Annotated in this window: 24 protein-coding genes; 13 read left to right on the forward strand and 11 right to left on the reverse strand. The window is 69.8% G+C overall.

Annotated elements, in window-relative coordinates:
* Nucleotides 1–41: 41 nt before the first annotated feature.
* On the reverse strand, nt 42–1,772 hold the full coding sequence (locus ODJ79_RS33020) for a hypothetical protein (protein ID WP_263027553.1): 1,731 nt from the start codon (nt 1,770–1,772) through the stop codon (nt 42–44).
* 93 nt (nt 1,773–1,865) lie between these two features.
* Between ODJ79_RS33020 and ODJ79_RS33025 the strand changes: the two genes are divergently transcribed.
* The 3 genes from ODJ79_RS33025 to ODJ79_RS33035 all read left to right on the forward strand — a co-directional run bounded on the left by ODJ79_RS33025 (nt 1,866) and on the right by ODJ79_RS33035 (nt 4,134).
* A complete protein-coding gene (locus ODJ79_RS33025) occupies nt 1,866–2,117 on the forward strand; it encodes a hypothetical protein (RefSeq protein ID WP_263027554.1) in 252 nt (83 codons plus the stop codon).
* Nucleotides 2,118–2,134: 17 nt separating this feature from the next.
* Nucleotides 2,135–3,259 carry a flotillin family protein gene (locus ODJ79_RS33030; RefSeq protein ID WP_263027555.1) on the forward strand — a complete coding sequence of 375 codons (1,125 nt, stop codon included), beginning with the start codon at nt 2,135–2,137 and terminating at the stop codon, nt 3,257–3,259.
* A gap of 92 nt (nt 3,260–3,351) precedes the next feature.
* The gene (locus ODJ79_RS33035) at nt 3,352–4,134 is read left to right on the forward strand and encodes a M23 family metallopeptidase (protein ID WP_263027556.1); all 783 of its coding nucleotides are present in this window, start codon (nt 3,352–3,354) and stop codon (nt 4,132–4,134) included.
* A 113-nt stretch (nt 4,135–4,247) separates the two neighbouring features.
* Here ODJ79_RS33035 and ODJ79_RS33040 read toward each other — a convergent pair whose 3' ends face one another.
* A complete protein-coding gene (locus ODJ79_RS33040; RefSeq protein ID WP_263027557.1) occupies nt 4,248–5,525 on the reverse strand; it encodes a glycosyltransferase in 1,278 nt (425 codons plus the stop codon).
* A gap of 127 nt (nt 5,526–5,652) precedes the next feature.
* On the opposite strand from ODJ79_RS33040, the gene ODJ79_RS33045 reads away from it, so the two are divergent.
* From ODJ79_RS33045 to ODJ79_RS33055, 3 genes are all read left to right on the forward strand, one after another.
* Nucleotides 5,653–6,264, forward strand: coding sequence for a TetR/AcrR family transcriptional regulator (locus tag ODJ79_RS33045; RefSeq protein WP_263027558.1), 612 nt, complete (start codon nt 5,653–5,655; stop codon nt 6,262–6,264).
* The gene (locus tag ODJ79_RS33050; RefSeq protein ID WP_263027559.1) at nt 6,261–7,271 is read left to right on the forward strand and encodes a hypothetical protein; all 1,011 of its coding nucleotides are present in this window, start codon (nt 6,261–6,263) and stop codon (nt 7,269–7,271) included. Before ODJ79_RS33045 ends, ODJ79_RS33050 begins: the two co-directional genes overlap by 4 nt.
* Nucleotides 7,272–7,380: 109 nt before the next feature.
* Nucleotides 7,381–7,908 (forward strand): YbhB/YbcL family Raf kinase inhibitor-like protein, encoded by a 528-nt coding sequence (locus ODJ79_RS33055; RefSeq protein ID WP_263027560.1) that lies wholly within the window; start codon nt 7,381–7,383, stop codon nt 7,906–7,908.
* Here the strand turns inward: ODJ79_RS33055 and ODJ79_RS33060 are convergent.
* On the reverse strand, nt 7,905–8,558 hold the full coding sequence (locus ODJ79_RS33060; protein ID WP_263027561.1) for a hypothetical protein: 654 nt from the start codon (nt 8,556–8,558) through the stop codon (nt 7,905–7,907). The two genes, ODJ79_RS33055 and ODJ79_RS33060, sit on opposite strands and share 4 nt — an antisense overlap.
* Nucleotides 8,559–8,682: 124 nt before the next feature.
* Between ODJ79_RS33060 and ODJ79_RS33065 the strand changes: the two genes are divergently transcribed.
* Nucleotides 8,683–9,318 (forward strand): HNH endonuclease family protein, encoded by a 636-nt coding sequence (locus tag ODJ79_RS33065; RefSeq protein ID WP_411267394.1) that lies wholly within the window; start codon nt 8,683–8,685, stop codon nt 9,316–9,318.
* A 5-nt stretch (nt 9,319–9,323) separates the two neighbouring features.
* Here ODJ79_RS33065 and ODJ79_RS33070 read toward each other — a convergent pair whose 3' ends face one another.
* The 3 genes from ODJ79_RS33070 to ODJ79_RS33080 form a co-directional block, all read right to left on the reverse strand.
* A complete protein-coding gene (locus ODJ79_RS33070) occupies nt 9,324–10,346 on the reverse strand; it encodes a LysR family transcriptional regulator (protein ID WP_263027562.1) in 1,023 nt (340 codons plus the stop codon).
* Nucleotides 10,347–10,554: 208 nt separating this feature from the next.
* Complete coding sequence (locus tag ODJ79_RS33075; protein ID WP_030434221.1) at nt 10,555–10,767, reverse strand: DUF397 domain-containing protein; 213 nt, start codon at nt 10,765–10,767, stop codon at nt 10,555–10,557.
* A gap of 41 nt (nt 10,768–10,808) precedes the next feature.
* Nucleotides 10,809–11,696 carry a helix-turn-helix domain-containing protein gene (locus ODJ79_RS33080; RefSeq protein WP_263027563.1) on the reverse strand — a complete coding sequence of 296 codons (888 nt, stop codon included), beginning with the start codon at nt 11,694–11,696 and terminating at the stop codon, nt 10,809–10,811.
* 231 nt (nt 11,697–11,927) lie between these two features.
* On the opposite strand from ODJ79_RS33080, the gene ODJ79_RS33085 reads away from it, so the two are divergent.
* From ODJ79_RS33085 to ODJ79_RS33095, 3 genes are all read left to right on the forward strand, one after another.
* Nucleotides 11,928–12,566, forward strand: a complete 639-nt coding sequence (locus ODJ79_RS33085; protein WP_030434219.1) for a GOLPH3/VPS74 family protein — start codon at nt 11,928–11,930, stop codon at nt 12,564–12,566.
* A gap of 62 nt (nt 12,567–12,628) precedes the next feature.
* Complete coding sequence (locus ODJ79_RS33090; RefSeq protein WP_263027564.1) at nt 12,629–14,161, forward strand: APC family permease; 1,533 nt, start codon at nt 12,629–12,631, stop codon at nt 14,159–14,161.
* 23 nt (nt 14,162–14,184) lie between these two features.
* Nucleotides 14,185–14,799, forward strand: a complete 615-nt coding sequence (locus tag ODJ79_RS33095) for a GNAT family N-acetyltransferase (protein ID WP_263027565.1) — start codon at nt 14,185–14,187, stop codon at nt 14,797–14,799.
* Nucleotides 14,800–14,809: 10 nt separating this feature from the next.
* Here ODJ79_RS33095 and ODJ79_RS33100 read toward each other — a convergent pair whose 3' ends face one another.
* Complete coding sequence (locus ODJ79_RS33100) at nt 14,810–15,361, reverse strand: GNAT family N-acetyltransferase (protein ID WP_263027566.1); 552 nt, start codon at nt 15,359–15,361, stop codon at nt 14,810–14,812.
* 571 nt (nt 15,362–15,932) lie between these two features.
* On the opposite strand from ODJ79_RS33100, the gene ODJ79_RS33105 reads away from it, so the two are divergent.
* Nucleotides 15,933–17,042: an alpha/beta hydrolase family protein gene (locus ODJ79_RS33105; RefSeq protein WP_263027567.1), complete on the forward strand. Its 1,110-nt coding sequence runs from the start codon at nt 15,933–15,935 to the stop codon at nt 17,040–17,042.
* A gap of 332 nt (nt 17,043–17,374) precedes the next feature.
* Here the strand turns inward: ODJ79_RS33105 and ODJ79_RS33110 are convergent, their stop codons facing one another.
* From ODJ79_RS33110 to ODJ79_RS33125, 4 genes are all read right to left on the reverse strand, one after another.
* Nucleotides 17,375–18,430, reverse strand: a complete 1,056-nt coding sequence (locus ODJ79_RS33110; protein WP_263027568.1) for a LacI family DNA-binding transcriptional regulator — start codon at nt 18,428–18,430, stop codon at nt 17,375–17,377.
* A 97-nt stretch (nt 18,431–18,527) separates the two neighbouring features.
* Nucleotides 18,528–20,696, reverse strand: a complete 2,169-nt coding sequence (locus ODJ79_RS33115) for a carbohydrate-binding module family 20 domain-containing protein (protein WP_263027569.1) — start codon at nt 20,694–20,696, stop codon at nt 18,528–18,530.
* 167 nt (nt 20,697–20,863) lie between these two features.
* Nucleotides 20,864–21,901, reverse strand: coding sequence for a CU044_5270 family protein (locus ODJ79_RS33120; RefSeq protein ID WP_263027570.1), 1,038 nt, complete (start codon nt 21,899–21,901; stop codon nt 20,864–20,866).
* Nucleotides 21,898–22,428 (reverse strand): RNA polymerase sigma factor, encoded by a 531-nt coding sequence (locus tag ODJ79_RS33125; protein ID WP_263027571.1) that lies wholly within the window; start codon nt 22,426–22,428, stop codon nt 21,898–21,900. The genes ODJ79_RS33120 and ODJ79_RS33125 overlap by 4 nt, the downstream gene beginning before the upstream one ends.
* 133 nt (nt 22,429–22,561) lie before the next feature.
* On the opposite strand from ODJ79_RS33125, the gene ODJ79_RS33130 reads away from it, so the two are divergent.
* Together ODJ79_RS33130 and ODJ79_RS33135 are read left to right on the forward strand one after the other, a co-directional pair.
* A complete protein-coding gene (locus ODJ79_RS33130) occupies nt 22,562–24,088 on the forward strand; it encodes a GGDEF domain-containing protein (RefSeq protein WP_263027572.1) in 1,527 nt (508 codons plus the stop codon).
* Between the two features lie 168 nt (nt 24,089–24,256).
* Complete coding sequence (locus tag ODJ79_RS33135) at nt 24,257–25,720, forward strand: acyltransferase family protein (protein WP_263027573.1); 1,464 nt, start codon at nt 24,257–24,259, stop codon at nt 25,718–25,720.
* Nucleotides 25,721–26,505: the final 785 nt, after the last annotated feature.

The following is a 26,505-nucleotide window of genomic DNA, read 5'->3' on the forward strand; positions in this document are numbered from 1 at the left end:
CCCGTCGCCGGCCCTCCGCCTGTGAGTCGCCGGCCCTCCGTCTATGAGCCGAGCGGGCTCTTGCCGCCGGTCTTCAGGAACTTGCGTCCCTCGGCCAGCTCGAAGTGCATCGGGTCGGAGCCGCCACGCCAGGCCATCCCGGCCTCGAAGCCGTGGCTCACCATGCTCTTGATGAAGGCCAGCCCGTAGCCGTGCTCGCCGCTGAACTGGCCGGCGTTGGCCTCGGCCGCACCGCCCGCCACGTCCGGCGTGAAGAAGCCGCCGCGGTTCTCCGGCATCAGCCCGAGCAGCTGGTCGATCGCCGGGTCGTCGGTGGCCAGCTTGGTCCGGAAGACGAAGCCGTTCGCGTTGGTGATCAGGCCCTCCTTCAGCCCGCGCAGCGTGATCAGCTTGAACTTCTCGTCGATCAGCGCCTGGACCTTCTTGGCGCCGAGGGCGGTGGTGGTGTCCGCCTTGTACTTGCGGCGCTTCGCGATGTCCTCGTCCATCTCCAGCGCCCGCTGGTGCAGCTGCGCCACCTTCGCCTCGTCCTTGATCTTCGCTTTGGCCAGCGTCGCCTCGTCCTTGCGCACCTGCCGGGCCTTCGACTCCCGGTCCTTGAGGCCGTAGTCGCTGGTGAGCAGCTCCTCGTCGACGTGGGCGTCGGCGAACTCCTGGTCGATGACGGCGATCCGCTCGTCGATCTTCTTGGTCCACGGCTCGAAGAGCTTCGGCAGATCCGGCACGACCGCGGCGACCAGCTTGTCGTAGTGCTCCTGGGCGTCGGCGACCGCCTTCTCCGCGGCCGCGATCTCGTCCGCGGTGGCCGCCTTCGGCTTCTTCCGGGCCTTCAGCCGGGCCAGCGCCTTCCGGGCGGTACCCACCGCGAACCGGGCCTGCTCCACCTCGCCGAGCCGGTCCAGGGTCTCCTTGGGCAGATCGGTCTTGAACGTCTCGGAGGCCTGGGTCAGCCGGGTGTACTCGGCGTCGACGGAGTCCAGCAGCTTCTTGGCCTGCACCGGGTCGGCCTTGCCCTGGCCCATCTTGATCTCGAGGTCGATCCGGGTGTCGCCCTCGACGCTGGTCTTCATGTCCGGCCGGCCACCGGTCACGACGTCGAACAGCGTGATCAGCTTGTCGTCGGTGATCCGCGGCGTCTGGTAGGCCCGCCAGTCCACCGCGAAGCCGACCGCGTGCGTGAACCAGGTGCGCCCCTTGGTGCCCCGGCTCAGGTGGTCGCCGCGCATGCCCAGGCCGACCGTGGTCTGCGGCATCGGGATGCCCTGCGCCTCCAGTTCCGCCTTCACCGCCGCCAGCCGCTCCCGGGTCGACGAGTGCGCCCACAGCTCCTCTCCGCCGCCCACGTCGATCGGCGCGATGGCCTGGAAGTGCTGCTGGATCACCGAGTCGTCGTCGCCCATCGCCCACCGCATGGTGTCCATGAACGTGTGCCGGTTGCGGGTGCGCGCGTCCGCGAGCTTCTCGTTCCCGGTGTCGGCCGCCTTCTCCTGCGCCGCGCTGAAGTTGTCGATCTGCTGCTTGATGTGCGCGGGCAGGCTCTCGATCCAGTCGATCGCCGGGTCACCCGGCCCGGGGCTCAGCAGCTGGGTCACCGCGCGGTTCCCGGCCGGGCCGGCCAGGACCGCGACGTCGCCACGGCGGGCGCCCTCCGGGCCCGGGCCGCCCAGCAGCTCCGCCGACTCCCGGTTGCTCGGCGCCGGGGCCGGCCGGACGATCACCGGCGCGGCCTTCTCCTCGGTGCTCTTCCGCTCCGCACGGACCCGATCTCCCACCAGACGACCCTAGATCGGGGCGTTCCGCCATGGTGTCGGGTACCCGTCCGCCCGGGGCGGCCGGGGCTCGCCAGGCAGGTGCACAATGCAGGCGTGGTGAGTCGGAAGCTGATCGGCAAGGTGGGCACGGTGATCACCGCGATCCGCGGCGGCGAGCGCGCGGGGGAGGTGCGCCTGCTGGTGGAGGGCATAGCGCACTACTACCTGGCGTACGCGATCGAGCCCGTTCCGGCCGGTCGGGAGGTACTCGTCATCAACAACCGTGGCGCGCGCCAGATCGACGTCGAGCCATGGCCCAGTGTGCCGTCCGGCGAGATCGCCGGCGGCGTCGAAGAAGGGCAGTAAAAGTGTTCGGTTATCGGGTGCCCGCCCCCAACGAGGCTCTGTTGATCAGCGGCCGGAAGCAGCGGGGTGCGGACGCGTTACCGTTCAAGATCGTCACCGGGCACGGCGTCTTCGTCGTGCCCGTCTTCTCCCGGGCCACCCGTCTCACGCTGGCGATGCAGGAGGCCGAGGTGATCGAGGACTGCTACACCAAGCAGGGCCTCACCCTCTCGGTCCAGGCGATCATCGCCTTCAAGGTCGGCGACGACCACGAGTCGATCGCCGCGGCGGCCCGCCGCTTCCAGGGCGACCAGGGCCAGATGCCCACCCTGGTCGGCCGGATCTTCTCGGGTCACCTGCGCAGCATCATCGGCAGCATGACCGTCGAGTCGATCATCCGGGAGCAGCAGACCCTCGCCGACGCGATCGTCGATGCCAGCAAGACCGAGATGGCCCGGATCGGTCTCGCCGTCGACTCCCTGCAGATCAGCAGCATCGACGACAAGGGCGTCGGCTACATCCGCGCGCTGGCCGCACCGCACCAGGCCAAGGTCAACCAGGACGCGAAGGTCGCGCAGGCCGCCGCCGACCGGGAGAGCGCGATGGCCCAGCAGGAGAGCATGCGCCACCAGGCCGAGTACGCCCGGCAGACGGCGATCGCCCAGGCGCAGTACCAGGCGGAGATCGACCAGGCCCAGCAGACCGCCGCCCAGGCCGGCCCGCTCGCCGCCGCCCGCGCCGCGCAGGACGTCCTCGCCGAGCAGGCGCTGGTCGCCGCGAAGAACGCGCAGCTGCGCGAGGCCCAGCTGATCGCCGAGGTGATCCGCCCCGCCGAGGCCGAGGCCGAGCGGATCCGGGCCCTGGCCAAGGCCGAGGCGGACGCCACCAAGCTCTCCGCCGAGGCCGCCGCGGCGCAGAACCGGATCGCCCTCGACCAGGCCATCATCGAGAAGCTGCCGGACATGCTGCGGGCCGCCGCCGAGGGCCTGCAGGGCGCGAACGTGACGGTGCTCGACGGCGCCGAGGGCCTCAACAGCGTGGTCGCGTCGCTGGCCGCACAGGGCATGACCATGCTCGACACGCTGCGTAAGGGCCTGCACCCCGAGCCCGTCGGCCAGCCGGGCAACTCGGTCGCGCCGATCGTTCCGAAATCCGTGGCCTGACGATCAGTGGCACACGGCCGGGCCGCAAGATCGCGGCCCGGCCGTTATATTGGCCGTCTGTCCCCCGGCCCCGAACAGGAAAGATCGAGCTTTTGCTGACCTCCATCCGGAAAGTCGTCCTTGTCGGCCTGAGCGTCGCCGCGATCGCGGCCTGCTCCTCCCAGCCGAAGGCCGATCCGGTCTGGGCCGGTTCGACGCAGGGCCTGGACAGCAGCGCGACCCCCACCCCCGAGGCGACCGGCGACGCCGCGGCCGCCGCGCCCCTCGTCACGCCCTCGGCCTCGGCCTCGGCCTCGCCGTCCGCCAAGCGCAGCACGCCGGCCACCGCCCCCACCACCAAGACCGTCACGAACGCGAAGTACACGTTCCCGGTCACCGGCGGCAAGAGCTCGTACGCGCACACCCACCACGACTACCCGGCCACCGATGTGATCACCGCCTGCGGCCACACCTTCGTCGCGGTGACCAACGGCGTGGTTCTGTACACGAAGACCAGCGACACCTGGACCGCCAAGGCCAACCTGGGCGCCACCCGGGGTGGTCTGTCGGTCGCGATCCTCGGCGACGACGGCGTCCGGTACTACGGCTCGCACCTCGCCTCGATCGCCTCCGGCATCAAGCCCGGCGTCCGGGTCAAGGTGGGCCAGACCCTGGCCAAGACCGGCGACACCGGCGACGCGAGCGCCTGCCACCTGCACTTCGGCATCTCGCCGCCGTGCGCCAAGGGCAGCGACTGGTGGAACCAGCGCGGCACCGTCTACCCGTGGCCCTACCTCGACTCGTGGAAGGCCGGCGGCAACAAGTCCCCTGTCGCCGCGGTCAAGGCGTGGAAGGCGGCGCACGGCTGCCCCACCGCCCCGACCGTCGACAAGTAGCCGGCAAACCCGCCAAAGGCCTCGCGAGGTCGGAAACCGGCTTTCGCTACGTCCGCGACGCGCTGTCGGTGACCATATTCAGCCGTACGCCGGTGGCCGGGCTCACCGCTCGGTCACTTGGCGGCCGAGCCGAGCCGTTCGATGGCGTCCGCCGCGACGCGCAGCCCGTCGGCCGCCCGGATCTCCGCGGCGTCCTTGGCCAGCCGGTCGCGCAGCCCCGCATCACCGAGGAGCCGCTCGATCGCCGCGTGCAGCTGCTCGTCGGTGAACCCGTACGCGTCCAGCCGCACCCCGTAACCCCGCTCGTGCACCCGCTGCGCGTTGTCGTACTGGTCCCAGAACAGCGGCAGCACGATCATCGGCTTGCCGAAGTGCATGGCCTCGGTGGTGGTGTTGTTCCCGCCGTGCGTGATCACCAGATCGACCAGCGGCATGATCGTGGTCTGCGGCAGGAACTCCGCCCCGATCATGTTGTCGGGCAGCGTGATCTCCTCGTGCAGCGGCCCCTTCGAGACGATGTACCGGTGGTCGGTCCTGGCCAGGGCCGCGATCACCCGGCGCATCAGCTCGACGTCGGCCGAGCCGAGCGAGCCGAGGCTGAAATAGATGAGGCGGCGGCCGTCGGCGAACCCCGACGGCGGCTCCCACTTGGCGTCGGTCTCGCGCACCGACGACTCCAGCCGCTTCCAGGCCGGCGCGAGGCGGCGCCGATCGGTGTAGTCGAGCACCCGCGGGTAGACGTACAGGTTGAGCGCGCCCTCGTGGATGAACTCCAGGTCGGGCAGCGCGGCCGCGCCCTGCGCCACCACCCAGTCGTTGAACTGCTCCCACATCGGCCGGTGTGTCCGGTCGTACTCGGCCAGGAAGTCCGCCCAGCCCTCCCGCGAGGCGGCCGGGTAGCCGGAGAAGACCGGCGGGATGTCCGGGCCCTTCATCTCGAGCGGGTTGCACGAGGCGATCCGCACGAACGGCACGCCGGCCGTGGTCAGCGCCGGGAAGGCGACCACATTGTCCTCGACGATCACGTCCGGCCGGACCCGCTCGATGATCTCCAGCAGCTGAGGCTGGCAGAACTTGGCGCCGTCGATCAGCTCCTGCCAGACCGGCTTCACCCAGGTCTCGAGCTGCTCGACGGTCGGCTTGCGGAACTCCGGCGCGGTGTCCCGAATGAAGTCCTTCCAGAACTGCCCGGCAGTTTGCGGCTCGTCCGGTGCCGGGGCGAGGGTGACCAGGTCTTCCTCGAAGCCGAGCGCGGTCAGCTTGCCGGCCCAGGACGCCTCGGCCGCGAACGCCACCCGATGCCCGCGCCGGCGCAGCACGTCACCGATGCCGATGCAGTTGTTGGTCGGCCCGTAGGCGCTCTCCGGCATGAACAGAACCGTCAGCGACATCGACTCTCCCGCGGGGAAGGCTTGTTACTGAGCCAGCTTGTTGAAGGCAAATTCAACAAGCGCCCTTGCGGACAGTCAATATGCAGAGCCTATGGTTAGGCCGCCGATGTTGACGGGGAGGTGAACGATGGCAACCCGGAAGTCGCGGACCGAGCGACGAGCCGACCTGATCGAGGCGGCCCGGCGCGCGATGCTCCGGCACGGCCCCGACGGCGTGCTGCTCAACCAGGTCGCCGAGCAGGCCGGGCTCACCTCGGGCGCGGTCCTCTACCACTACCCCGACCTCTCCGACCTGCTGCTGGAGGCGAACCAGGCCGGGATGGAGCGCTTCTACGCGGCGCGGATGCGCCGGGTCGCCGGGCTCGCCGACCCGGTGGAGAAGCTGGTGGTCACGATTCGCTCGGGCCTGCCGGTCGACGCCGACGACGCGGACGTGCGCCTGCTCTGCGAGCTGGGCGGCTCGGCCGGCCGCAACCGGGTCTACGCCGCCCTGCTGACCTCGCTCTACGACCGCCAGGTGTCGATGTACCAAATCATCCTGGAGACCGGCGCGGCGCACGGCGCCTTCACCCTGGCCGGCGATTCCCTCACCATCGCGCGGAACCTGGTGGCGCTTGAGGACGCATACGGCTACCGCATAGTCGCCCGCCATCCCTCCCTGACCACCGACACCGCGGCGGAACTGATCCTCGCGTATGCCCGCCAGGCGACCGCCAACCCGCTGCGAGTGCCCGCGTGAGGGTTGACCCCGGGTCGTCCGCCGCCCTGGTGGACGCGATCGTCGCCGGCCGCTCGCCGGACGACCTCGACCTGCGGGTCTTCGTCCCGCTCGCGGCCGGCGACCGCACCGAGCGGCCGATCACCGTCGACCAGACCAACGTGTCGGTGGTCGTCGGCGAGCGCGCGGTCGTCAAGTGGATGCGCACGCCCGGCGACGCCCGTGCCCCGCGCCTGCTCGCCCACCTGGCCGCCGCCGGCTTCGCCCGGACGCCCACCCCGCACGCCGCCGCTTTCCGCGACGGCCGGCTGGTCGCGCTGGTCACCGCGTTCCTCCCGGAGGCGCAGGACGGCTGGGACTGGTGCACCGACGACCTCCTGTCCTGGCTGGACGGCGGCCCGCCGGCCGACTTCGCCCCCGCCCTCGGCACGCTCGCCGCCGACCTGCACGCGGCCCTCGCCGACTACGAACCCACGGCGTCGGTGCCGCCATCGACCGCCGCCGACACCCTCGCGGAGGCGCTGGCCTGCGACGACGATGCCTGGGTCCGCTCGATAGCCCCGCTCATCGAAGCCGATGTCGCCGTCCTGTCGGCCTACCGCTCGCCGTCGCCGTCCCTTCATCTGCACGGCGACCTGCACGTCGGCCAGATCCTGCGCTACCGCGGTGGCCGGCTGGCCGTGACCGACTTCGACGGCAATCCGACCGCCACCGCCCGCCCCGAACCGGCCGCCCGCGACCTGGCCCAGCTCCGCACGAGCGTGCTGCACGTGGCCGAGATCGCCAATCGCCGCACCGAGGGCCGCCATCGGCCGGCCCTGCTCGAGTGGGGTCGCCGGGCCGCCGACGACCTCCTCGCCGCCTACCGCGCCGGCCTGGCCGGGCACGGCGTCCCCCAGCTGCTCGACGAGAAACTCCTGCGCCCCTTCGAGGTCGAGCAGGAGTGCCGCGAACTGATCTACGCGGCCCGTTTCCTTCCCCGCTGGCGATACGCGCCGTTGGGCGTCCTCCGCTCCTGGTACGGGTGATCGCTGTGCGACGATCTTCGCGTGCGCCTGCTGACCGAAACGCTGCTCGCCGAACTGGTGGCCGCCGAGTGGTGGAGCCGGGGCACCGGGTGAGCCCTAGAATCCGTCCGTGAACCGACGCGGATGGCTGCCGGCCCTCGTCCTGCCCCTGGCCCTGCTCGCCGGCTGCGGCGGCGACGAGCCGGCCCCGCCCGCGCCGGCCGCGTCCGAGCCGATGACCGTCACCAGCACGGCGTTCCCGGAGGGCGGCACGATCCCGGCCGAGTTCACCTGTTCCGGGGCGGGGCACCGGCCGCCGCTGGCCTGGACCGGCGGGGAGGGCGCCCGGGCGTACGCCATCGTGGTGGTTGATCCGGACGCCCCGAGCGGCAACTTCTACCACTGGGTCGTCCTCGACCTGCCGGCCGGCACGAAGTCGGTCGCCGGGCAGCTGCCCGAGGGCGCCCACGAGCTGAAGAACAGCAAGGGCGAGAGGGGCTGGACGCCGCCCTGCCCGCCGTCCGGCACCCATCACTACCACTTCACCGTGTACGCCCTGAGCAAGGTGGTGAACGCCGGCTCCGTCGAGGGCGCCTTCGCCGCGATCGAGAAGTCCACGATCGCCCAGGGCAGCCTGACCGGCCTGGTCAGCCACTAGGACGGGCTCTCCAGGAAGGTCCGCATCCGCCGCCGGGCATGCTCGTTGTCCAGCAGGACGATCTCCTCCTCGGCGCGCTCGCGAAGCTCGACCTCCGACCCGCCGGCGATTCGCTCCTCGGTCGCCCAGTACACATAGGTCTTGATCTGATGGATTCGGGCGGTGTCGTCGGCCGACCCGATCGCCTTGAGCCCCATCCGCATCTGCTCGCGGGCCTCCTCCGGCCGGCCGGCGCCGAAGAGGAAGTGCGCGTAGCCGCGGTGGGCGAACAGCTGCTGGGTCGGCCCCTCCTCCTCGGCCGCGAGCAGCGCCTCCCGCCAGCTCTGGTCGGCCTCGGCCGGATAGCCGGACCGACTGAGCGCAAACGCCAGCGTCCGATACTCCGGGCTGGTGATGTCGTGCAGCCGGTTCCGCAGCAGGTAGGCCTGCACGGCGAGCAGTTCGGCCCGCGCGTTGACGAAGGCCGCCTCGTCACCGAACTCGAGGGCGGTGGTCGGATGGCGGTAGGCGAGCCGCAGATTGTTGAGATCGTCGATCAGGCCGGCGAAACGTAGCCGCTCCGCCCGGCGCGCTGCCCCGCGCCGCTCGACGACCCCGTAGAGCGAGACCGCCAGCGCGGCAAGGCTGATCAGCACCACTCCGGCTTGCATGCGCTCCAGTCTATGGAAACTTTCCATAGCAGTACATCTATGGATGTTTTGGCATTAGCCGGTGATCGCCCACCGATCCGAGACTGCTGGCAACAGCCGCAACTCGCGACTCGGGAGGCCCCCCTTGAGGAATCGCCTGCTCTCCGCCGCGCTGGTCGCCGCCCTGCTGGCCACCCTGGTCCAGTTCGGGATCGGCGGACCGGCCTACGCCACCCCGCCCGGCATCCCCTCCGCCTCGACCGCCAAGACCGAACTGGCCACGCTGACCGTGGCCGCCTGGACCCACACCACCACGTACGACCGCGACCTGTTCCCGACCTGGGACACGATCTCCGGCACCTGCAACACCCGGGAGACCGTGCTCAAGCGGGACGGCACGAACGTCGTGGTCAACTCGGCCTGCACCGCCACCTCGGGCAGCTGGTACAGCCCGTACGACGGCGCGACCTGGACCGCCGCCTCCGACCTGGACATCGACCACGTGGTGCCGCTCAAGAACGCCTGGATCTCGGGCGCCTGGGCGTGGACCACCAGCAAGCGCGAGTCGTACGCGAACGACCTGACCGATCCCCAGCTCATCGCGGTCACCGACAACGTCAACCAGTCCAAGAGCGACAAGTCGCCGGACTCCTGGAAGCCGCCGCTGAGCAGCTACTACTGCACCTACGCCCGGATGTGGGTGCGGGTGAAGTACGTCTGGGCGCTGACCGTCACGAGCGCCGAGAAGTCCGCCCTGACCAGCATGCTCGGCACCTGCTGAGCACCTCACGCGATCATCGGGTCGTCCCGGCCGCGCGATCCGGGACGGCCCGGACCGTGCAGCAGTGTCACGGACCTCTGCACGCCGAGCGAGAGCTGACCGTCGAGCCAGCGGGAGTAGCGCGGTCGCAGCCCCACGATCTCCAGGTACGACTCCACCGCGAACCCGAAAACCTCCGCCGCCTGCTCGGCCGCCGGGCCCTCCGGATCCCAGCCGAGCAGATGTCGCCAGCGCAGCGGCACACCGCTCAGCGGTACCGCGACGACGCCGGGCGCGGACCGCACGAGACCCTGGCACAACGCGATCGCGCCGCCCGCCGCCACCAGATCGAACGCGCTGCTGGCGGCGATCTCGGTCGGCGTGCGCGGCGAGAACCCCTCCCGGGCGCAGGCCGCCGCGAAGCACTCGAGGAAGCACCCGTCGCCGGGCGCGGTGATCCATCGTTCGCCGGCCAGCTCGCCCAGCCCGACCTCGTCCCGGCCGGCCAGCGGATGCCGCTCGTCGAGCAGCACCCAGACCGCGTCGATCGAGATGACCTGCCAGGTCAGCCCGGAGGGCAGCCCGGACGGCGGGGTGGCGCACGCGCCGAGCACGGCGTAGTCGAGACGCCCGTCGAGAGTCATCCGGGCGATCTCGTTCTCCGACCCGCTCGAGTGGATCGAGACGGGCCCGCCGGGATGCGCGTCGGTGAGCCGGCGCACCAGGCCGGCCACGATCGGCCCGTTGGTGGCGCCAACCCGATAGCGGGCCGTCCCGCCCGCGGTGATCAGCTCGCTGGCCTCGTCGTGCAGCCCGGTGAGCGCCGGAATAAGCACCCGGGCGCGGGCCAGCACCAGATCGCCGAGTGGCGTCGGAAGAACGCCTCGGCGGTCCCGGATGAACAGCGCACCGCCGAGAATGCGTTCGATGCGCTGCAGTTGTGTGGTAAGCGCAGGCTGGGCAAGGCCGAGCGCGGCGGCAGCCTTGGTGACGCTGCCGGCTTCGGCGATGGCGAGCACGATTCGTAAGTGGCGCAGCTCCAGCTCCACACACGGAACCTAGAGTCGCCGGCGGACACCCCGAAAGTCTTTACAGGTAAATTTCGGCCATCTGATTTCATCAATGCAAAAACAAACGGTCGGCTACCGGGCTGCAACGCCCCGTGAGGGGGCGTTGCAGCTTCCGCTAGACACTGGTGAGAAGTTGACTTTGCGTAAGCACTTCCCATCAGTGCGTGCCTATCGGTAGGCTCTCCGGTCAGGAAAGGTCAAACTCACCGTCCTTAGCGGAGCCCACGAAGGCGGTCCACTCCGCCTGCGTGAACATGAGAGCAGGACCCTGCCGGTCCTTGCTGTCACGGACGGCGACGGCGTCGTCGAGGAACGCGACCTCGACACAGTTGTTGCCGCCACTACCGTTGCTACGGCTGCCCTTCTTCCAGACAGCGCCGTTGAGATGGTGCGCGAGCATGCTCAAGCACCCCCCTTCAATATTCGCTTTGCTTCGGAGCCCTAAGCGATCAGAAGGCTCTCGATCATCTTGATTGTCTGGCGATGGTCGAGCGCCTTCGCGCTCAATCGCTCGAACTCACTCCGGTAACGAGCAACCTCGGCCGGTTGCTCCTCGTATGAGTCTCCCGCAAGACCTTCAAGATATACAACATCCAGATGGGTGGTTTCAGGCCTGGAAATCCCATGGTTCATCTGCGCGTCCACGCCATGGAACTCCAATAATGCCACCGAGCCACCGAGGAACCCGTGTTCGCCGGATCCGAAGGGGAGGATCCGCAGGTTCACATTCGGTAATTGAGCCATTTCAATTAGATGCCGAAGCTGTTCCGCCATCACTTCCGGGCCGCCGACAATACGGCGTACGACCGATTCGTCGATCACCGCGGTGAAATCCAGCGGGCGGCGTTCGGTGAGCCGGCCCTGGCGAGTCAGGCGCAGCCGCACCCGGCGGTCGATCTCGTGCGGCGGATCGTACGAGCGGCCGGTGCGCATCAGCGCCCGGATGTAGCGCTCGGTCTGCAGGAGACCGGGCACGATCACCGGTTCCCAGGTCAGCATCGACGACGCGCCGGCCTCCAGGCCCACGAAGTTGCCAGGGCGGATGACGTCGCGGTAGTCACTCCACCACGTGCGCTCGCGGGACATGCGCGCGAGCTCGACGAGCGCGTCGCGGTAGGCGTCGTCCCGGACGTGGTAGAGGTCGAGAAGATCGCGTACGTCCCGGGCGGTCACCGCGACCCGGGCCGTCTCGATCCTCGTGACCTTGGCAGCATGCCACTCGAAATGGCGGGAGACATTCTCCTGCGTCAATCCTGCGGCTTCTCGGCACCGCTTCAGTTCCGCGCCGAGTCGGCGCCGTCGCAGCGTCGGGCCTTCATCTACGGACACCTGGACTCCCCTTGGCCCTGCAGGTTTCCTCAGGTCACCGATCCTACGACCAGTGCGCCCATGATCCAACATGGACTGATGCCCAGGAAGCGCAGAACAAGAAGTCTAGTACTTCTTGTATTGACCTTGCGGTTGGGTACATGATGCGCCGGACATCGAGTTATCGCGTGATGCACAGACAGTGATCAATCACAACTTGGGTCTACTTGGGTTCTAAGGGGCGTGGCTAGCGTGTTGGCTGACCAGTACTTCCTGATCGCACACCAGGACCGCACCGGCCGTTCTCGGCTCCACCCACGGGCGACCGGTCTCGGGCTGGCCGCGGCGCTGCTGGGGGAGCTGATCCTCGAAGGACGGATCGGGATCGCCGACGGCGACCTCATCATCCTCGACCGGCACCCACCGGCGGACGCTTTGGCGCACGACATCCTAGACCTGCTGATAGCCCAGCAACGGCACCGTGAGGTCCGCACCTGGCTCGCGTTCCTCTCGCAGGACGCCGAGATCCGGGTCGGCGAGCGCCTCGTGCGCCTCGGTGCGGTCGACCTGATCACCCGCCGGCGGATGCTCTCCACCGAGGTGGTCTACATGCCGAACAGCCCCGAGCAGCGGAACGCCGCGGCCTGGGCGCCGGCCCGGTTGGCCAACCTTCTCGTCCGGGGCATCGAGCTCAGCCTCACCGACCGGGTGCTGGTCGGCCTCGTGGCCGCCACCGGTCTGACCAGGCACGTGCTCTACGACTTCGAGATGCACCGGCAAGCATTCCAGTCCCTGCCGAGCGCCGTCGACGCGTTGCCCGGTGATCTCAGGGACCTCATCGAGTACACCGAGGCCAGCGTGGGCTCGGTGCTGACCGTCGGTAGAAGGTGAGTGCCAACGGGCGTCACCACCTCCGGCGAAACAACTTCGACCAATGGGCCGGGAGGATGTTGATGACGCAGAAGGACCCCTTCGAGCCGGATATCGTGGAACGGGCGCTGGCCAAGAACAGGCTCGGCGTCCCGTCCGTGGTGTTCTTCGGTGTGGCGGGCGCCGCGCCGCTGACCGTGATCATCGGAGCGATCTCGGCCACGTACGCGATCATCGGGAGCACCGCGGTCCCGGTCGCCTATGTGGCAGTGGCCGCGATTCTCTCCCTGTTCACGGTCGGCTTCGTGGCGATGAGCCGGCACATCGTGAACTCGGGAGCCTTCTACTCCTATATCAGTCATGGGCTGGGCCGGATGGTCGGCGTCGGCGCCGCGTTCGTGGCCCTCCCGGCCTACTCGGTGATGCAGATCGGCCTGTACGGCCTGTTCGGCGCGGCCGCGGCCAACATCCTCGCCGCGTTCGGCGTGGTCACCCCGTGGTGGGTGTGCGCCATCGCGGCCTGGCTGATCGTCACCGTGCTCGGCCTGCTCTGGGTCGACCTGTCCGGCAAGGTGCTGGCCGTACTGCTGGTCCTGGAGATCAGCATCGTGCTCATCTACGACCTGACCATGCTGAGCCACCCGCACGGCGGGCACATCACCTTCTCCTCGTTCAACCCGGCGCCGCTGCTCACTCCGGTCGCCGGCTCGCTGCTGGTGATCGCGATCGCCGGCTTCGTCGGCTTCGAGGCCACCGTGGTGCTCTCCGAGGAGGCGAAGGACCCGAAGCGCACGATCGCCCGGGCCACCCACTGGGCCGTGATCATCGCCGCCTTCATGTGCAGCATCTCCGCCTGGGCGATGGCCGTGACCACCGGCCCGGAGAACATCGCGTCGACCGCCGCCGAGCACCAGACCGACCTGGTCTTCTTCCTGGTCGGCAAACACCTGCCGACGCCCCTGATCGACCTGGGCTACCTGCTGTTCCTGACCAGCGTGTTCGCCGCGCTGCTCGCCTTCCACGCGGCGGTCGCCCGTTACCAGTTCGCGCTCGGCCGCGAGGGCGTGCTGCCGTCCGGGTTCGGGCGCACCCACCCCCGCACCGGGGCGCCGGTGGCCGGCTCGATCACCCAGAGCATCATCGCGATCATCGCGCTCGGCCTGTACGCGGTTTCCGGCCTCGACCCGCTGGTCTACCTGTTCGCCTGGATGAGCACGATCGGCGGCCTGGGAGTGCTGATCCTGATGTGGGCGACCTCGGCCGCCGTGATCGGGTTCTTCGCGAGAGGCCGCCGCCGGGAGAACGTGTGGCGGGCGTTCATCGCGCCGTTCCTGTCCTTCCTTCTGCTCTCCGTCGTACTGACCGCCACGGTGATCGGCTTCGGCGAACTGCTCCAGGTCGACGGAAGCTCGCCGTTCCAGTGGCTGATCCCGGTGCTCTACTGCGGCGTCGCGCTGATCGGCTTCTGCTGGGCGGCGATCATGCGGGCCGGCCGGCCCGAGGTCTACGCGCAGATCGGCCGCGGTACGGACGGCCGGGTCATGCTGCTGAACGACAACGACTTCCCGAGGCCGATGCACGCCGACCCGGTCGGCGCCCGGAGCTACCCCTACTGACCTATTAATAAGAGGACACCGCGATGTCGTACGCCGTGAAAGATCTGGTGATCCGGGACCTCGCGCCGGTGGACGCACCCGACATCGCCCGCCTGCTCGCCGTGGCCATGCACGACGGCGCGGTGGGGCGATGGATGCAGCCGGACACGGCGGCCCGTCACCGCGGCAGCTACGACTACTTCGCGATCCACGTGGAGCACGCCCTGCGCTTCGGCGATGTGTACACCACGGCAGAGGGCGACACCGGCCGGCTGACCGGTGCCGCCCTCTGGTTCCCAAGGACGAGCGCGGTGCCGTCGCCGCTCGACTACGACCGCCGGCTGAAGGAAGTGGCCGGCGACGCGTACGACCGGGCGTGCCAGCTGGACGCGGCGCTCGACGCTGAGCACCCGACCGGCGACCATCATTACCTGGCGTTCCTGGCCGTGCGTCCCGATCGGCAGGGATGCGGGCTGGGCAGCACGCTCCTGCGCCGGCACCACCGCCGCCTCGATGCGGCGGGTCTGCCGGCCTACCTGGAGGCGAACGACCCCCGTGGCCGAGACCTCTACCTCCGGCACGGATACCAGGTCCGGTCCGTGATCGACCTACCCGACGGGCCACCCCTCTGGTGCATGTGGAGGTCGCCGATGGACTAAAGGCCTATCACTACGCGGCGGACGGGAACTCGTACAGCCAGTACGACTGCTGGTCGATCCGGTTGAACCGCATGCTTTCCGAGTTCCGGGCGATCATCATCCGGAAGACTCGGGACATGTGGCGGACATCGTCGTTGTAGGAACAGATGTCCAGCCCGACCAGCCCGTTCTGGATCGATACGACCAGGTACATCTGCTCCACCATCTGCGCGAACGCCTCGCGCCCTTGGTGTTCCGGGCTCACGGCAATGAACCCGATGTACCAGATCTTGTGAGCCGCGTAGTGCTCGGGCCAATGCCGCTCGAAGTACTGCGGTGAGATCAGCGGCACCGCGTCCAGGTCGTTGGTGTACGTGGTGATTCCGGCAAGCGTGCCGTCGTCGGTGAGCGCAAGGTACTTGTCGACGCGTGGATCACGCATCACCTCGTCGAACTCCGACTTGTACATCATGTGGCGCTGGACCGCGAGCGTGTTCAGCTCTTCGAAGCAGTCCTGGTAGAGCTGCCATGCAGCGCTGTGCAGATCCTCGTCGATGATCTGGTCGACAACCTTGATAAGCATGCTCTGCTCCCCCGCGGGACGCGATCGGCCCGCTTGTCCGCACTCACACAGATCAATGATCTACTGACTGACAGAGTACGAACAGTGACGGCGCAAACACAATGCGTGTTCGCTAATTGAATGTGCCAATGTCGTCGAGCGGCCTTCCAATACGCGGCATCCGTGCAACTTGCGCACTCAGGCGGAATTGCCACCTTCCCCCGCCGGGAAATCCACCCCACCCAGAAGAGTGATCAATTGTTCATGATCAATCGGCGAGCAGATCTCGATGCGGAGATCATTTCACGACCGCCGGCCGCTCTGGTGGCCGGCGGTGCCGCGCCCTCCGCGAATCTACCGGGAACACTCCGCTCCTGCTAGACCAGGCTGCGTTGAGTCGATCGGGCACGGTCCGAATCGGACACGATCATGATTTGTCCCGAGTTTGCGCTGCCCGGAAAACGCATTTTCGGCCGCCCTTCTTGAACTGCACTTCGAGTCCAGTACTCGAAGGACTACGCATCTGCGTACTTCATTCGGTCGCGGTTATCCCCATACGCTGTGCCGCGTTGACCGAACGAACGGAGTACGCATGAAAACTAGCCCACGTTTACCGGTGGCCGCCCTGGTGGCCCTCCTCCTCGCCATCGGCGCGGCCCTCGTCGCGCCGGCCGGCCCGGCTTCCGCCGCGTCGATACCCGGCATGGTGCTCAGCTCGACCCCGGCGACCCTGCCGCCCGAGCTCGCCCCGCTGGCCACCGGCAAACGCATCACCTACGTGACCACCGACGTCAACGGAAACCTGATCACCGCCACCGGCCTGATCATGACCCCGGTCAGCTACAAGAAGAACCGGGTGGCCGCCTGGGCGCACGGCACGACCGGCCTGGCCGACCAGTGCACGCCGTCCACCAACCAGAACGTCTTCTGGCCGGAGGCGCGCACCGCGATCGCCGCCCTGCTCGGCCAGGGCTTCACGGTCGCCGCCCCCGACTATCCGGGGCTGGGCACGTCGCAGCAACATCCGTACCTGATCGGCCTCAGCGAGGCGCGCTCGATCATCGATGCCGTCAAGGCCGCCCGCAACCTGGACAGCTCCCTCATCCCCGCGTACGTGATCGACGGCCACTCGCAGGGCGGGCAGGGCTCGCTGTTCGCCAACCAGATCGCCTCGTCCTACGACGGCAACATGGTCCTCAAGGGCTCCGCGAGCATCGCCCCGGTCTCCAACGCCGCCACCCTCGCCCCGTTGATCCCCGGCACGCCGAACCAGGGCTACCTCGTCATGGGCCTCTACGGTCTGCAGACGGTGGACTCGACCTTCAGCGCGGCCTCGGTGCTCGCACCCCCGGCGAAGTCCAAGACCTCGGTCCTCAGCAGCGGCTGCCTGATGGAGATCCTCGCCAGCTACCAGAACCTCAGCGCGTCGCAGCTCCTCGTCGGCGGTGCGCTCCCCGACTCGGTGATCGCCAAGCTCGACCACTGGGTCAGCCCCGCCCAGACCACCCCCACCGCACCCATCCTGCTGATCCAGGGCACCGCCGACGAATCGGTCCCGGCGTTCCTCACCGAGATGCTGGTGGACCAGTTGCACGCCTACTCCCAGCCGGTCACCTACCAGGAGATCGACGGCGCCACCCACGACTCGGCCGTGGTCCAGTCGGCCGACACGGTGGCCACCTGGCTGGCCGGCCGCTACTGAGACCGTCCCGCGCTCCCGCTCCACAAGCGACGTCCGGTCCGCCACCGGGCGTCGCTGCACCATCAAAACCATGCGCACGTACGCGTGGCGGGTCCCACGCGGGACTGCGGCGGTCCCCGATCTTCCCCGCGACCGGGTGCGGGGCAAGGCCGCAGCGCGCGTCTCGCGTGCCTGCAGATCCGGCTCGCGGCAGCCCACGGGGCGGCCTGCTCCCGTCGCTCAGACCTCACGCGAGAGTCGCGTCCACGGCCTTGCGTGGCAGGTGGTCGCGGGGAGAAGGCGGGGCGGCCGCTGTTCGGCGGGGAGCCGCCTCGCGTACGTGCGAAAGGTTTTCAGGCGGCGGGAATGTGGCTCGGCTTGGTCAGGCGGCGGGCGGGTGCGGCCGCGGTGGAGCCGCGGACCACCAGCTCGGCCGGGAAGATGTACTCCGAGCGGGGGGCGGCGTGGCCGTTGATCTCGTCGACCAGGGCTCGGACCGCGGCATTGCCCATGGCGGCGACCGGCTGGCGCAACGTGGTGAGCGGCGGATCGGTGAAGGCGATCAGCGGGGAGTCGTCGAAGCCGACCACCGAGAGGTCGCGCGGTACCGTCAGGCCGCGGCGGTGGGCTGCCCTGATCGCGCCCAGGGCCATCAGGTCGGAGCCGCAGACCAGCGCGGTCACCTCGCGGTCGAGCAGCTGGCCGGCCGCCACCTCGCCACCCTCGACGCCGAACAGGGTCAGGGCCACCAGCTCGTCGGGGGAACGGTGGTCGTAGCCGGGGACGTGCCGGCGCATCGCGTTGTGGTAGCCCTCGAGCTTGCGCTGGACGGCGCGGAAGCGCTCGGGGCCCGAGACGAAACCGATGCGCTCGTGGCCCAGGGCCGCCAGGTGCCCGACCGCGGACTCGGCGGACTGCTTGTCGTCGCAGGAGATGAACGGGGCGACGATGCCCTCGGCGAAGCCGTTGACGAAGACGATCGGCATCGGGCGGTCGATCAGCCGCTGGTAGCGGTCGTGGTCGGCGGTGGTGTCGGCGTGCAGGCCGGCCACGAAGACGATGCCGCTCACCTGGCGGTCGAGGAGCATCTCGAGGTACTCGTCCTCGGTGACGCCGCCGGGAGTCTGGGTGCACAGCACGGGCGTGTAGCCGGTCTGGGCGAGAGCACTCTCGATGATCTGCGCGAAGGCCGGGAAGATCGGATTTTCCAGCTCGGGGACGATCAGGCCGACCAGGCCGGCGCTGCGCTTGTGCAGGCGCTCGGGCCGCTCGTAGCCGAGGACGTCGAGGGCGGTGAGGACGGCCTGGCGGGTGTCGGCCGAGACACCCGGGCGGTCGTTGAGGACGCGCGAAACCGTCGCCTCGCTGACGCCCGCCTGCCGGGCGATATCCGAGAGACGTGCACGCATGCGGTCACTTTAACCCTTCGCTTATTCCGATGCGCCCAGCGGAGCCGCAGGCCACGCCGGTCGTGGCCAGAGATGTCACGACCGGCGTGTCGCGCGCCTACTTCCAGGTGTCGCTGACGGTGTACGCCGACGCCGTACCGGTGGAATATGTCCGGTTACTCCCGGACTCCCAGGTGACGGTGCCGGACGCGTCCTTCTTTATGTACTTGTACTCGAAGCTGGTGCTCTGCGGAACGATCACCAGCCGGCTCCAGGTGGGGTACGCCGCCGAGGAGAGCGGAATCGCCGCGGAGGTGTCCCAGCTGCCGAGGGCGGCGATCGAGCCGACCACGTACACGTTGGTGCCGGTCGTGGTGGTGGCGGTCTCGTTGAAGGTGACCGAGGTGGCCGACGCGTTGGCGACGTTCCAGCTGTTGTTGTACGTCACCGCCGAGGTGCCGGTCGTGGTGGTGCGGTTGGCGTTGCTCTCCCAGGTGACGGTGCCGGACGAATCCTTCTTTATGTACTTGTACTCGATCGCGGTGCCGGCGGGCAGGCTCACCGAGCCCGACCAGATCGGGTAGCCGGCCGAGGAGAGGGCCACCGCTTTCCCGGTGTCCCAGCCGCCGAGGGCGGAGACGTTGCCGACGACGTAAACGTTGGTGCCGGTGGTGGTCGTCGCGTATTCGTTGAAGGTGGCGGTCACCGTCGCGGGGTTGGTAGTGGGAGCGGTGGTCGGGGCGGTCGTCGGCGACGACGTCGAGCTTCCGCCGCCCGACTTGGCGTTGACGTCGATGCCGACCGCGCTGTTCGCCGGGATGGTCACCGAGGCCGTGCCGCCGGAGACCGTCACCGAGGTGCCGGCGCAACCGGTGCTGGTCGCCCCGCCGGTGATCACGTCGCAGTAGGTGCCGTCGGCCAGGCCGGTGGTGTAAGTGGCGGTCGACGCGCTGCTCGAGGCGTTGATCCCGATCCAGCCGAGCGAGCCGCGGTGGAACCCGATGATGTTCGCGGCGGTCGCGGTGAAGTCGGAGACCGTGGTGACCGACTGGGTCGCGTTGTGCCAGCCGACCATGCCCTTGATGCCGGTCGACTGGGTCTGGCACTGCCACGCGCCGTTGGTGCAGCTGGTGTCGGTGACGAACCCGCTCGAATCGGCCGGCGGTGACTGCCCGGTGCTCGAGGTGGAGAAGGTGAAGCCGTCGTAGACGAACGGCTTGCCGTACGGATAGGCCAGCAGGAAGTAGTTCGCCAGCGTGTACTTCGTGCCGTCCTGGTAGCGCAGGGTGGTGCCGTCCCGCTCGAGGTCGTGGTTGGTGACCATGGCCGCGGTCTGGGTGCTGGTCGCGTCCAGGCTCCACGACGGGATGCCGGCGAGGTTGTTCAGCGTCCCGTTGGTGAACTGCGTCTTGAGACCGTATGCGTACGAGAAGCCGAGCACGTCGCCGTTCGAGGTGAAGGCGGCCGGCTGGAGCTGGCTGTTGGTCGACCCCGTGAAGATCTCCTGGGCGACGTACGGTGTCTTGCCCTCGGCCGTGGTGGTGTTGAGCAGCGCCTTGATCGCGGCGAAGTCGGTCTGCGCGATGTGCTTGGCGGCGTCCACCCGGAAGCCGTCGACGCCGAGCCCGATCAGGTCGTTCAGGTACGCGGCGATCTTGGCGCGAACCGTGGTGCTCTGCGTCTTCAGGTCGGACAGCGAGAGCAGCATGCAGTTCTGCACTTCGGACACGTTGTTGTAGTCGTCGATCACGCCGTCTTCGTCGCTGCAGTACCCGTCGCCCGGGTGGTGGAAGTCGTCGTAGGTGTACGGGACCGCCGGATAGGTGTAGCCGGTCGGGCTGAACGTCGAGCCGCCGTACGTCGTGGTCAGCGCGTTGTTGGCGCCGGCCATGTGGTTGACCACGGCGTCCACATAGACCCGGACACCCGCGTTGTGGCAGGCGGTGACCATCGCCGAGAACTGCGCCCGGGTGCCGAAGCGGCTGGTCAGGTTGTACGAGACCGGCTGGTAGACCTCCCACCAGGGGTGGGCGCCGCTGTCACTGGTGGCCAGGCTGACCGACTCGGCCGGCGGGGCGACCTGGACGGCGCCGTACCCGGCCGGGCCGAGCTGGGTGGTGCAGGCGGTGGCGACCGAGTTCCAGTTCCACTCCCACAGGTTGGCGGTCACATCGGAGTTGTTGAGGGTCGACGCGGCGCTCGCGGTCATCGTCTGCACGGTGAACGCGAACAGAGCGCTCGCCGCGAGCACGACCGCGGCGCCGGCCGCGCGCAGGCTTCGTTTCATGGCTCTCCCTTGGGGGATGGTGCAGGGGAGGACGGTTACGACGAGAATGCTCGCCTGTTTCAAATGCGTCAATAAGTTTCTGAAATGTCTTGCAAACCTGTGCGTCCCCTATGGAAACAAACCTTGCCGTTTCCCAGCTCATCCCCTATGGAAGATCCTTGCAAAGATCATTTCATGGGCGGTGCCGCATCGGTGTAATCGGCCGACAAAATCACCTGGTAGCTCAGCAATGTGTCGCCGTGCCAGGACTCCCGGGCCAGCGCCCGGCCGCCGTTCGCGTCCACGATCAGCCGGGCCTCGCTGCCGTCGCGGAGGTAGCCGACCGCCACGCCGGCGCGGCCACGCTGATCCCGGACGTCGCCGAGCAGCCGGACGCCGGGCAGGTCGGCGAGCATCCGGTAGCCGGCCGCCCGTACCGCCGGGCTCACCGGCAGGTCGGTCACCAGCGTCTCGCCGGCCACGAACAGCAGGTAGTCGGTCGGGCCCTCGAGGTCGTCGGCCCGGGCCTGCAGAAACTTCCGCAGCGCCCCCGGGGTGGTCAGGGTCGCCAGTTGCCGACTGGTCACCGGCCGGCCGCCGAGCAGCAGATGGCCCTCGGTGGCCGTCTTGATCCCCCGCTCACCGTCATCCATGGTGATCACGACGTCGCCGTCGCGCCACCGCCGCGGCGAGCCGTCCGCCTTCCAGGCCGCCTGGTCCGCCGGGCCGGCCGGCTGCGCGCCGAGCATCCGGACGGCGATGACCTCCGGGCGGCCCGGGCCGGTGGGCAACCAGTGCTCCATCGAGGTCTTCCGCACGATGGCGTACGGGTGGGCGGCGGGGCCGACCTCGCGGCGTACGCCGGTTTCGAGCTCGGTGCGCCAGTATCGCCCCGTGGTGGCGTCGTGGGTGGTCTGTTCCGCCGCGGCCAGAAGCAGCCCGCGCGCGGTGATCGGCGCGGTCGTGCCGGTGGTACCGGTCGTGCCGGTCGTGCCGGTCGCGTTCGGGGCCGGGCGCGGCGCCTTCGTCCGCACCGCGGCGCCGCCGACGATCACCGCGCCGGCGACCACCGCCGCGGCCGCCACCACGAGCCGGCGGCGCGATGCCGGCCGGGCGGCGGGCCGCCGCGGGTGGGCCATGATCGACGCGGGGTCGGTGCGGCTGTCCTCGTTCTCGTCGAGGCGGGCCGGGCGGCTGGACGCCACCAGACGCATCAGGTCGTTCATCTTGTGCGCTCCTGCTCGGGAAGGGTGATTTCGACAAGACGGGCGTCCAGGGCGTGCCGCAATCGCTTGCGGGCCCGATGCAGCCGGACGAAGTAGGTGGCCACCGAGCACCCGATCACCTGAGCGGCCTGCCGGGGCGTCAGCCCCTGCCAGGCCACCAGCGTGATCAGCTCGCGATCGCCGTCTGGCAGGGCGCCGAGCGCGGCGAGCACCGCCACTCGCTCGGCCACCCCGTCGGCCGGGTCGTCACCGGCCTCGATCACCCAGGCGCGCAGCTCGGCGGCGAGGCTCACCTGGCGGGCCTCGTCGCGATAGCGCTCGCGGATGACGTTGCGGGTCACGCCGAGCAGCCACGGCAGCGGTCGCGGCGGCACCACGTCGAGCCGGCGCCACGCCACGAGGAACGTGTCGCCGACGATGTCGTCCGCGAGCTGGCGGCCGGCCCGGCTCACCGCGTACGCGTACACCCGGGGTCGGTGTTCGTCGTAGATCGCGGTGAACCGGCGTTCCGCGTCGGGGTCGGTCACGAGCTCCTGCTCCTTCGTCCGGGAAGGTACGCCGTCACGAGGTAGTGCGCGCAGACCCGGCCTTCTTACGCGGCGATCTCTCAGGCCCGGTGCCCGACGGTCGATACGGACACTCGTGGACTCACCCGGCCGCATGCGACAGTGGCCTTCGCCGGCCCGCGACCCGCTGCTGATCGGGGCCGTGCTGTGGACCGCGCTGGCCGCGGCCCTTTTCTTCGGCTTGGCCGGCCCGTCCGCGACGAACGCGCTCTGGCAGGTCCGCACCCTCTGGCTCGTCCAGGTGCCGCTCGACGGGCTGCTGGTGTACTCGTCCTGGCGGGTCTTCCGGATCGCGACCGGCGCGACCCGCCGGTTCTGGCGGATCCTCGGCTCGGTCACGACGCTGTTCCTGTTCGGCGACTCGTTCCAGGCCCTGCAGGCCGTCCTCGCCGAGCCGGGCGATTCGTCGACGACGAGCGGCGGCGTCCTGCAGTCCGCCTGCTTCGTGACCGGGCTCGCGGCGGTCGTGCTGGCGATGCTGGCGCATCCGCAGCCGGGCCGCTCCGCGCGGGAGCGGCTGGCGTTCTGGCTGGACTCGGCGACCGTGCTGGTCGGCGGGGCGGTGATCGCCTGGAGCTTCGCGGTGAAGCCGGGCGAGTACCACCGGACCGACATCCTGGGCACGCTTGCGCTCAGCGCGGTGTCGCTGACCTCGGCCTTCGCCGCCGTCAAAATGATCATGGGCGGGAACGCGCCGATGCGGAGAGCCGCGGCGATCCCCATGATCACCGCCGCCGGGTTCGTCATGATCGGCCAGTTCGTGGCGCGGTCCGCGGCCGACCACCCACCGGCCTACGTCTATCTGGTGCGGCTCCTGCCGTCACTGCTGATCGCCGTCGGGCCGCGGATCCAGGAGTTGATCGCCCGGTTCGATCCGGAGCCGTTCGGCGAGCGCCGCCGCAGGCACTACAGCGTCCTGCCGTACGGGGCGATGGCGGTCGCCTTCCTCACACTGGTCGTGATCATGCCGAACGGTGCGGGCATCCGGATGTGGGGCGTCGTGGCCGGGCTCGGCGCGATCTGCCTGCTGGTGGTGCTCCGGCAGGTGGCATCGTTCCGGGACAACACCGACCTGATCAACCGGCTCGACGCGACCCTGGCCGAGCTGTCCCACCAGGCGCACACCGACGGGCTGACCGGGCTGGCCAACCGCACCCACTTCTACGCGCAGCTGGAGACCGCGCTCGGGCGTACGTCCGAGATCGCCGTGCTGCTCGTCGACCTGGACGGCTTCAAGGCGGTGAACGACACGCTCGGCCACGCGGCCGGCGACACGCTGCTGGTCTCGGTGGCCGACAAGATGCGGGCCGCGCTGCGCTCCGGCGACGTGGCGGCCCGGCTGGGCGGCGACGAGTTCGCGGTGCTGCTGCACGACTGCACCGGCCCGGACGCCGAGGACACCGCGCGCCGTATCCTCGAGGCTCTCGCCGTGCCGGTGGAGATCGACGGGACCTCGGTGCGGGCGAACGCCAGCATCGGCGCGGCCGCGGCCGAGCCGGGCGAGGGATCGGGTGCCCTCGTGCGGCGAGCGGACATCGCGATGTACGCGGCCAAGTCGGCCGGCAAGGGCAGGTGGAAGCGGTACGAAGCGGGCATGGAGACGGCCGCGTCTTCTCCTTGATGCACGGCGTCAGCTACCTCTACTTCAAGGGCAACAGCACGCTGAACGCGGCCCGCTCCTCGTCGCTGAATCCGGGCAGCTTCGGGGTCTACCTCACCGGGATCGAGCACCGATCAGCAGGACGCCACGTTCCGCGTCGGGTACTGAAACGGCGAGTACCCTTCCCGGATGCCGCAGCGAAGGATGGCGTGGCTCGACGCGCTGCGGGCCGTCGCGGCCCTGCTCGTCGTGTACGCCCATCTGAGCCACTACCTGCTGCGCGGCGCCCGGAACGTCTCGGCCGAGTGGCTGCACGCCGGACCGGCCGGGGTGATGCTGTTCTTCCTGGTCAGCGGCTATATCATCCCGGCCTCGCTGGAGCGGCACGGTGACCTGCGCCGGTTCTGGCTCGGCCGGCTGGCCCGGCTCTACCCGCTCTACCTGGTGGTCTGCGTGCTGGTGGCGCTGACCGTGCCGCTGACCGTCTCCGGTGCGGTGGCCCACCTGACGATGCTGCCCCAACTGCTCGGCGCGCCGCTGCTCACGCCGGTGGTCTGGACGCTCAGCTTCGAGATGGCGTTCTACCTGATCGTGGCCGCCCTCTTCGCGCTGCGCCTGCACCGGGCGAGCGCGTGGGCGGCGATCGCCTTCGCGGTGACCGGGGTGGCGACGGCTCCCCTGTCGCCGAGCCGGCTGGCCGGCCCGGCGCTGCCCTTCCTGGTGGCGGCGGTGCTCGTGCTCGGCCTGGCCGCGCTGACCGCCCGCCGCCGGGCCGCGCTGACCGCCCGCCGCCGGGCCGCGCTGACCGCCCGCCGCCGGGCCGCGCTGACCGCCGGCCGCCGCCGGGCCGTGCCGGCCGCCGGCGCCGTCCTGCTGCTGGCGCTGGCGATCACCCTGCTGCTGGCCGACCAGGACGTATCGCACGTCTGGGACGGCTTGCTCATCCCGGCCGTGATGTTCACCGGCACCACGATCTACCGCGCCCAGCAGGGCCAGATCCCGCGCCGGCACGCCGTCGCGACGATGGCCGTGGTGGCCGCCGCGCTGCTCACCAACTGGTTCGCCGAGCTCGCCTCGCTGCACGCGCTGACCCCCCGCTACGCGGCTCGCTCGGTGATCACGCTGGCCGTGATCGGCGGCGCCTTCGCCATCGGGCTGGCCTGCCGGAACCGCCGGGTGCCGAGCTTCCTCGCCTGGCTCGGCGTGGTCAGCTACTCGATCTACCTGATCCATGTCCCGCTCATCTCGCTACTGGCGCCGCTGCTGAGCAGCCTCGGCGAGCGCCTGCACGGGCCGATCGAGCTGCTCGCGGTGGCCGGTTTCCTGGCCGTGCTCTTCGGGCTGTCGTGGTTCGCCCACCGCTTCGTCGAGCTGCCGGGGCAGCGCCTCGGCCGCCTGCTGACCGACCGGTTCGCCGCCCCGCCCGGCCAGCGCCTCGGCCGCCTGCTGACCGACCGGTTCGCCGCGCCGCCCGGCCAGCGCCTTCGCCGCCTGATGGCCGAGCAGCGCGGTGAGGGCCGCGACGGCGCCGAGGAACAGGCGGTCGGCCCGGCTGTCGGCATTGCTGACGAGGCCGAAGACGGTGTGCGCGATGAGGGCGCCGCAGCACAGGGCCACGAGGTGGCGCGGGGTCAGCTGCCGGCCGCGCAGTAGCAGCACCGCTCCCCCGACGATCAGTGCGGCGCCGGCCATCAACAGCAGTGGCCACCAGCCGTGCCGGGTCTTGTCGCCCAACGGCCAGAGCAGGACGAGGAAGGCGAAGGTGGCCACGGTCGCGCCGACCGCCAGCACCGCCGGCTGGAGCGTCACCGGCCTGGGCGCCGGGCGCAGTCGGAGGCGCAGGCCGAGCAGCAGGAACGCGATGACCAGCACCGTAACGATCACGGTGGCGGCCGGCGGCATGGTGTAGCCCGGGTCTTGCGAGGGCACGACCGCGACCCGGATCAGGGCCGCGCCGAGCACCGCGACGATCCCGCTCGCGATCAGGCCGCCGCGGCGCAGGTAGGGCTGTGCGCCGTGCCGCCGGAAGAGAAGCTCCACCATCACGACCGGGATCGTCACGCTGAAGACCGCGTGGTAGACGAGGTTGAGCTCGGTGTAGTCGCTGTTGACCCCGAGCAGCCGGGGCGCCCAGCCGGCCGCGCCGTACAGATGCGGGCTGGTCAGGCTCTGCAGGGCCAGCCCCTCCTCGACCAGGCCGTAGGCGACGCCGAGCAGCAGCAGGTTGAGATATCCGCCGCCGGTGCGCCGCCACGCCTCGCGCAGGAAGAGCACGCCGCCGGCGTAGATCGGCGCGAAGACCAGCAACGCCCAGATCAGCCGCAGCGGCACGGTGCCCAGCGTCGCCTCGGCCACCACCGGCGCCAGCACGGCCAGCGCCAGCGCCGCCCGCCGGTTGCACGGCCGCGGGTCGGGGACGCGCGGGAAAGCGGCCCGCA

It is taken from the genome of Actinoplanes sp. KI2 (assembly GCF_025630775.1).
In the GTDB taxonomy this organism is placed as follows: domain Bacteria; phylum Actinomycetota; class Actinomycetes; order Mycobacteriales; family Micromonosporaceae; genus Actinoplanes.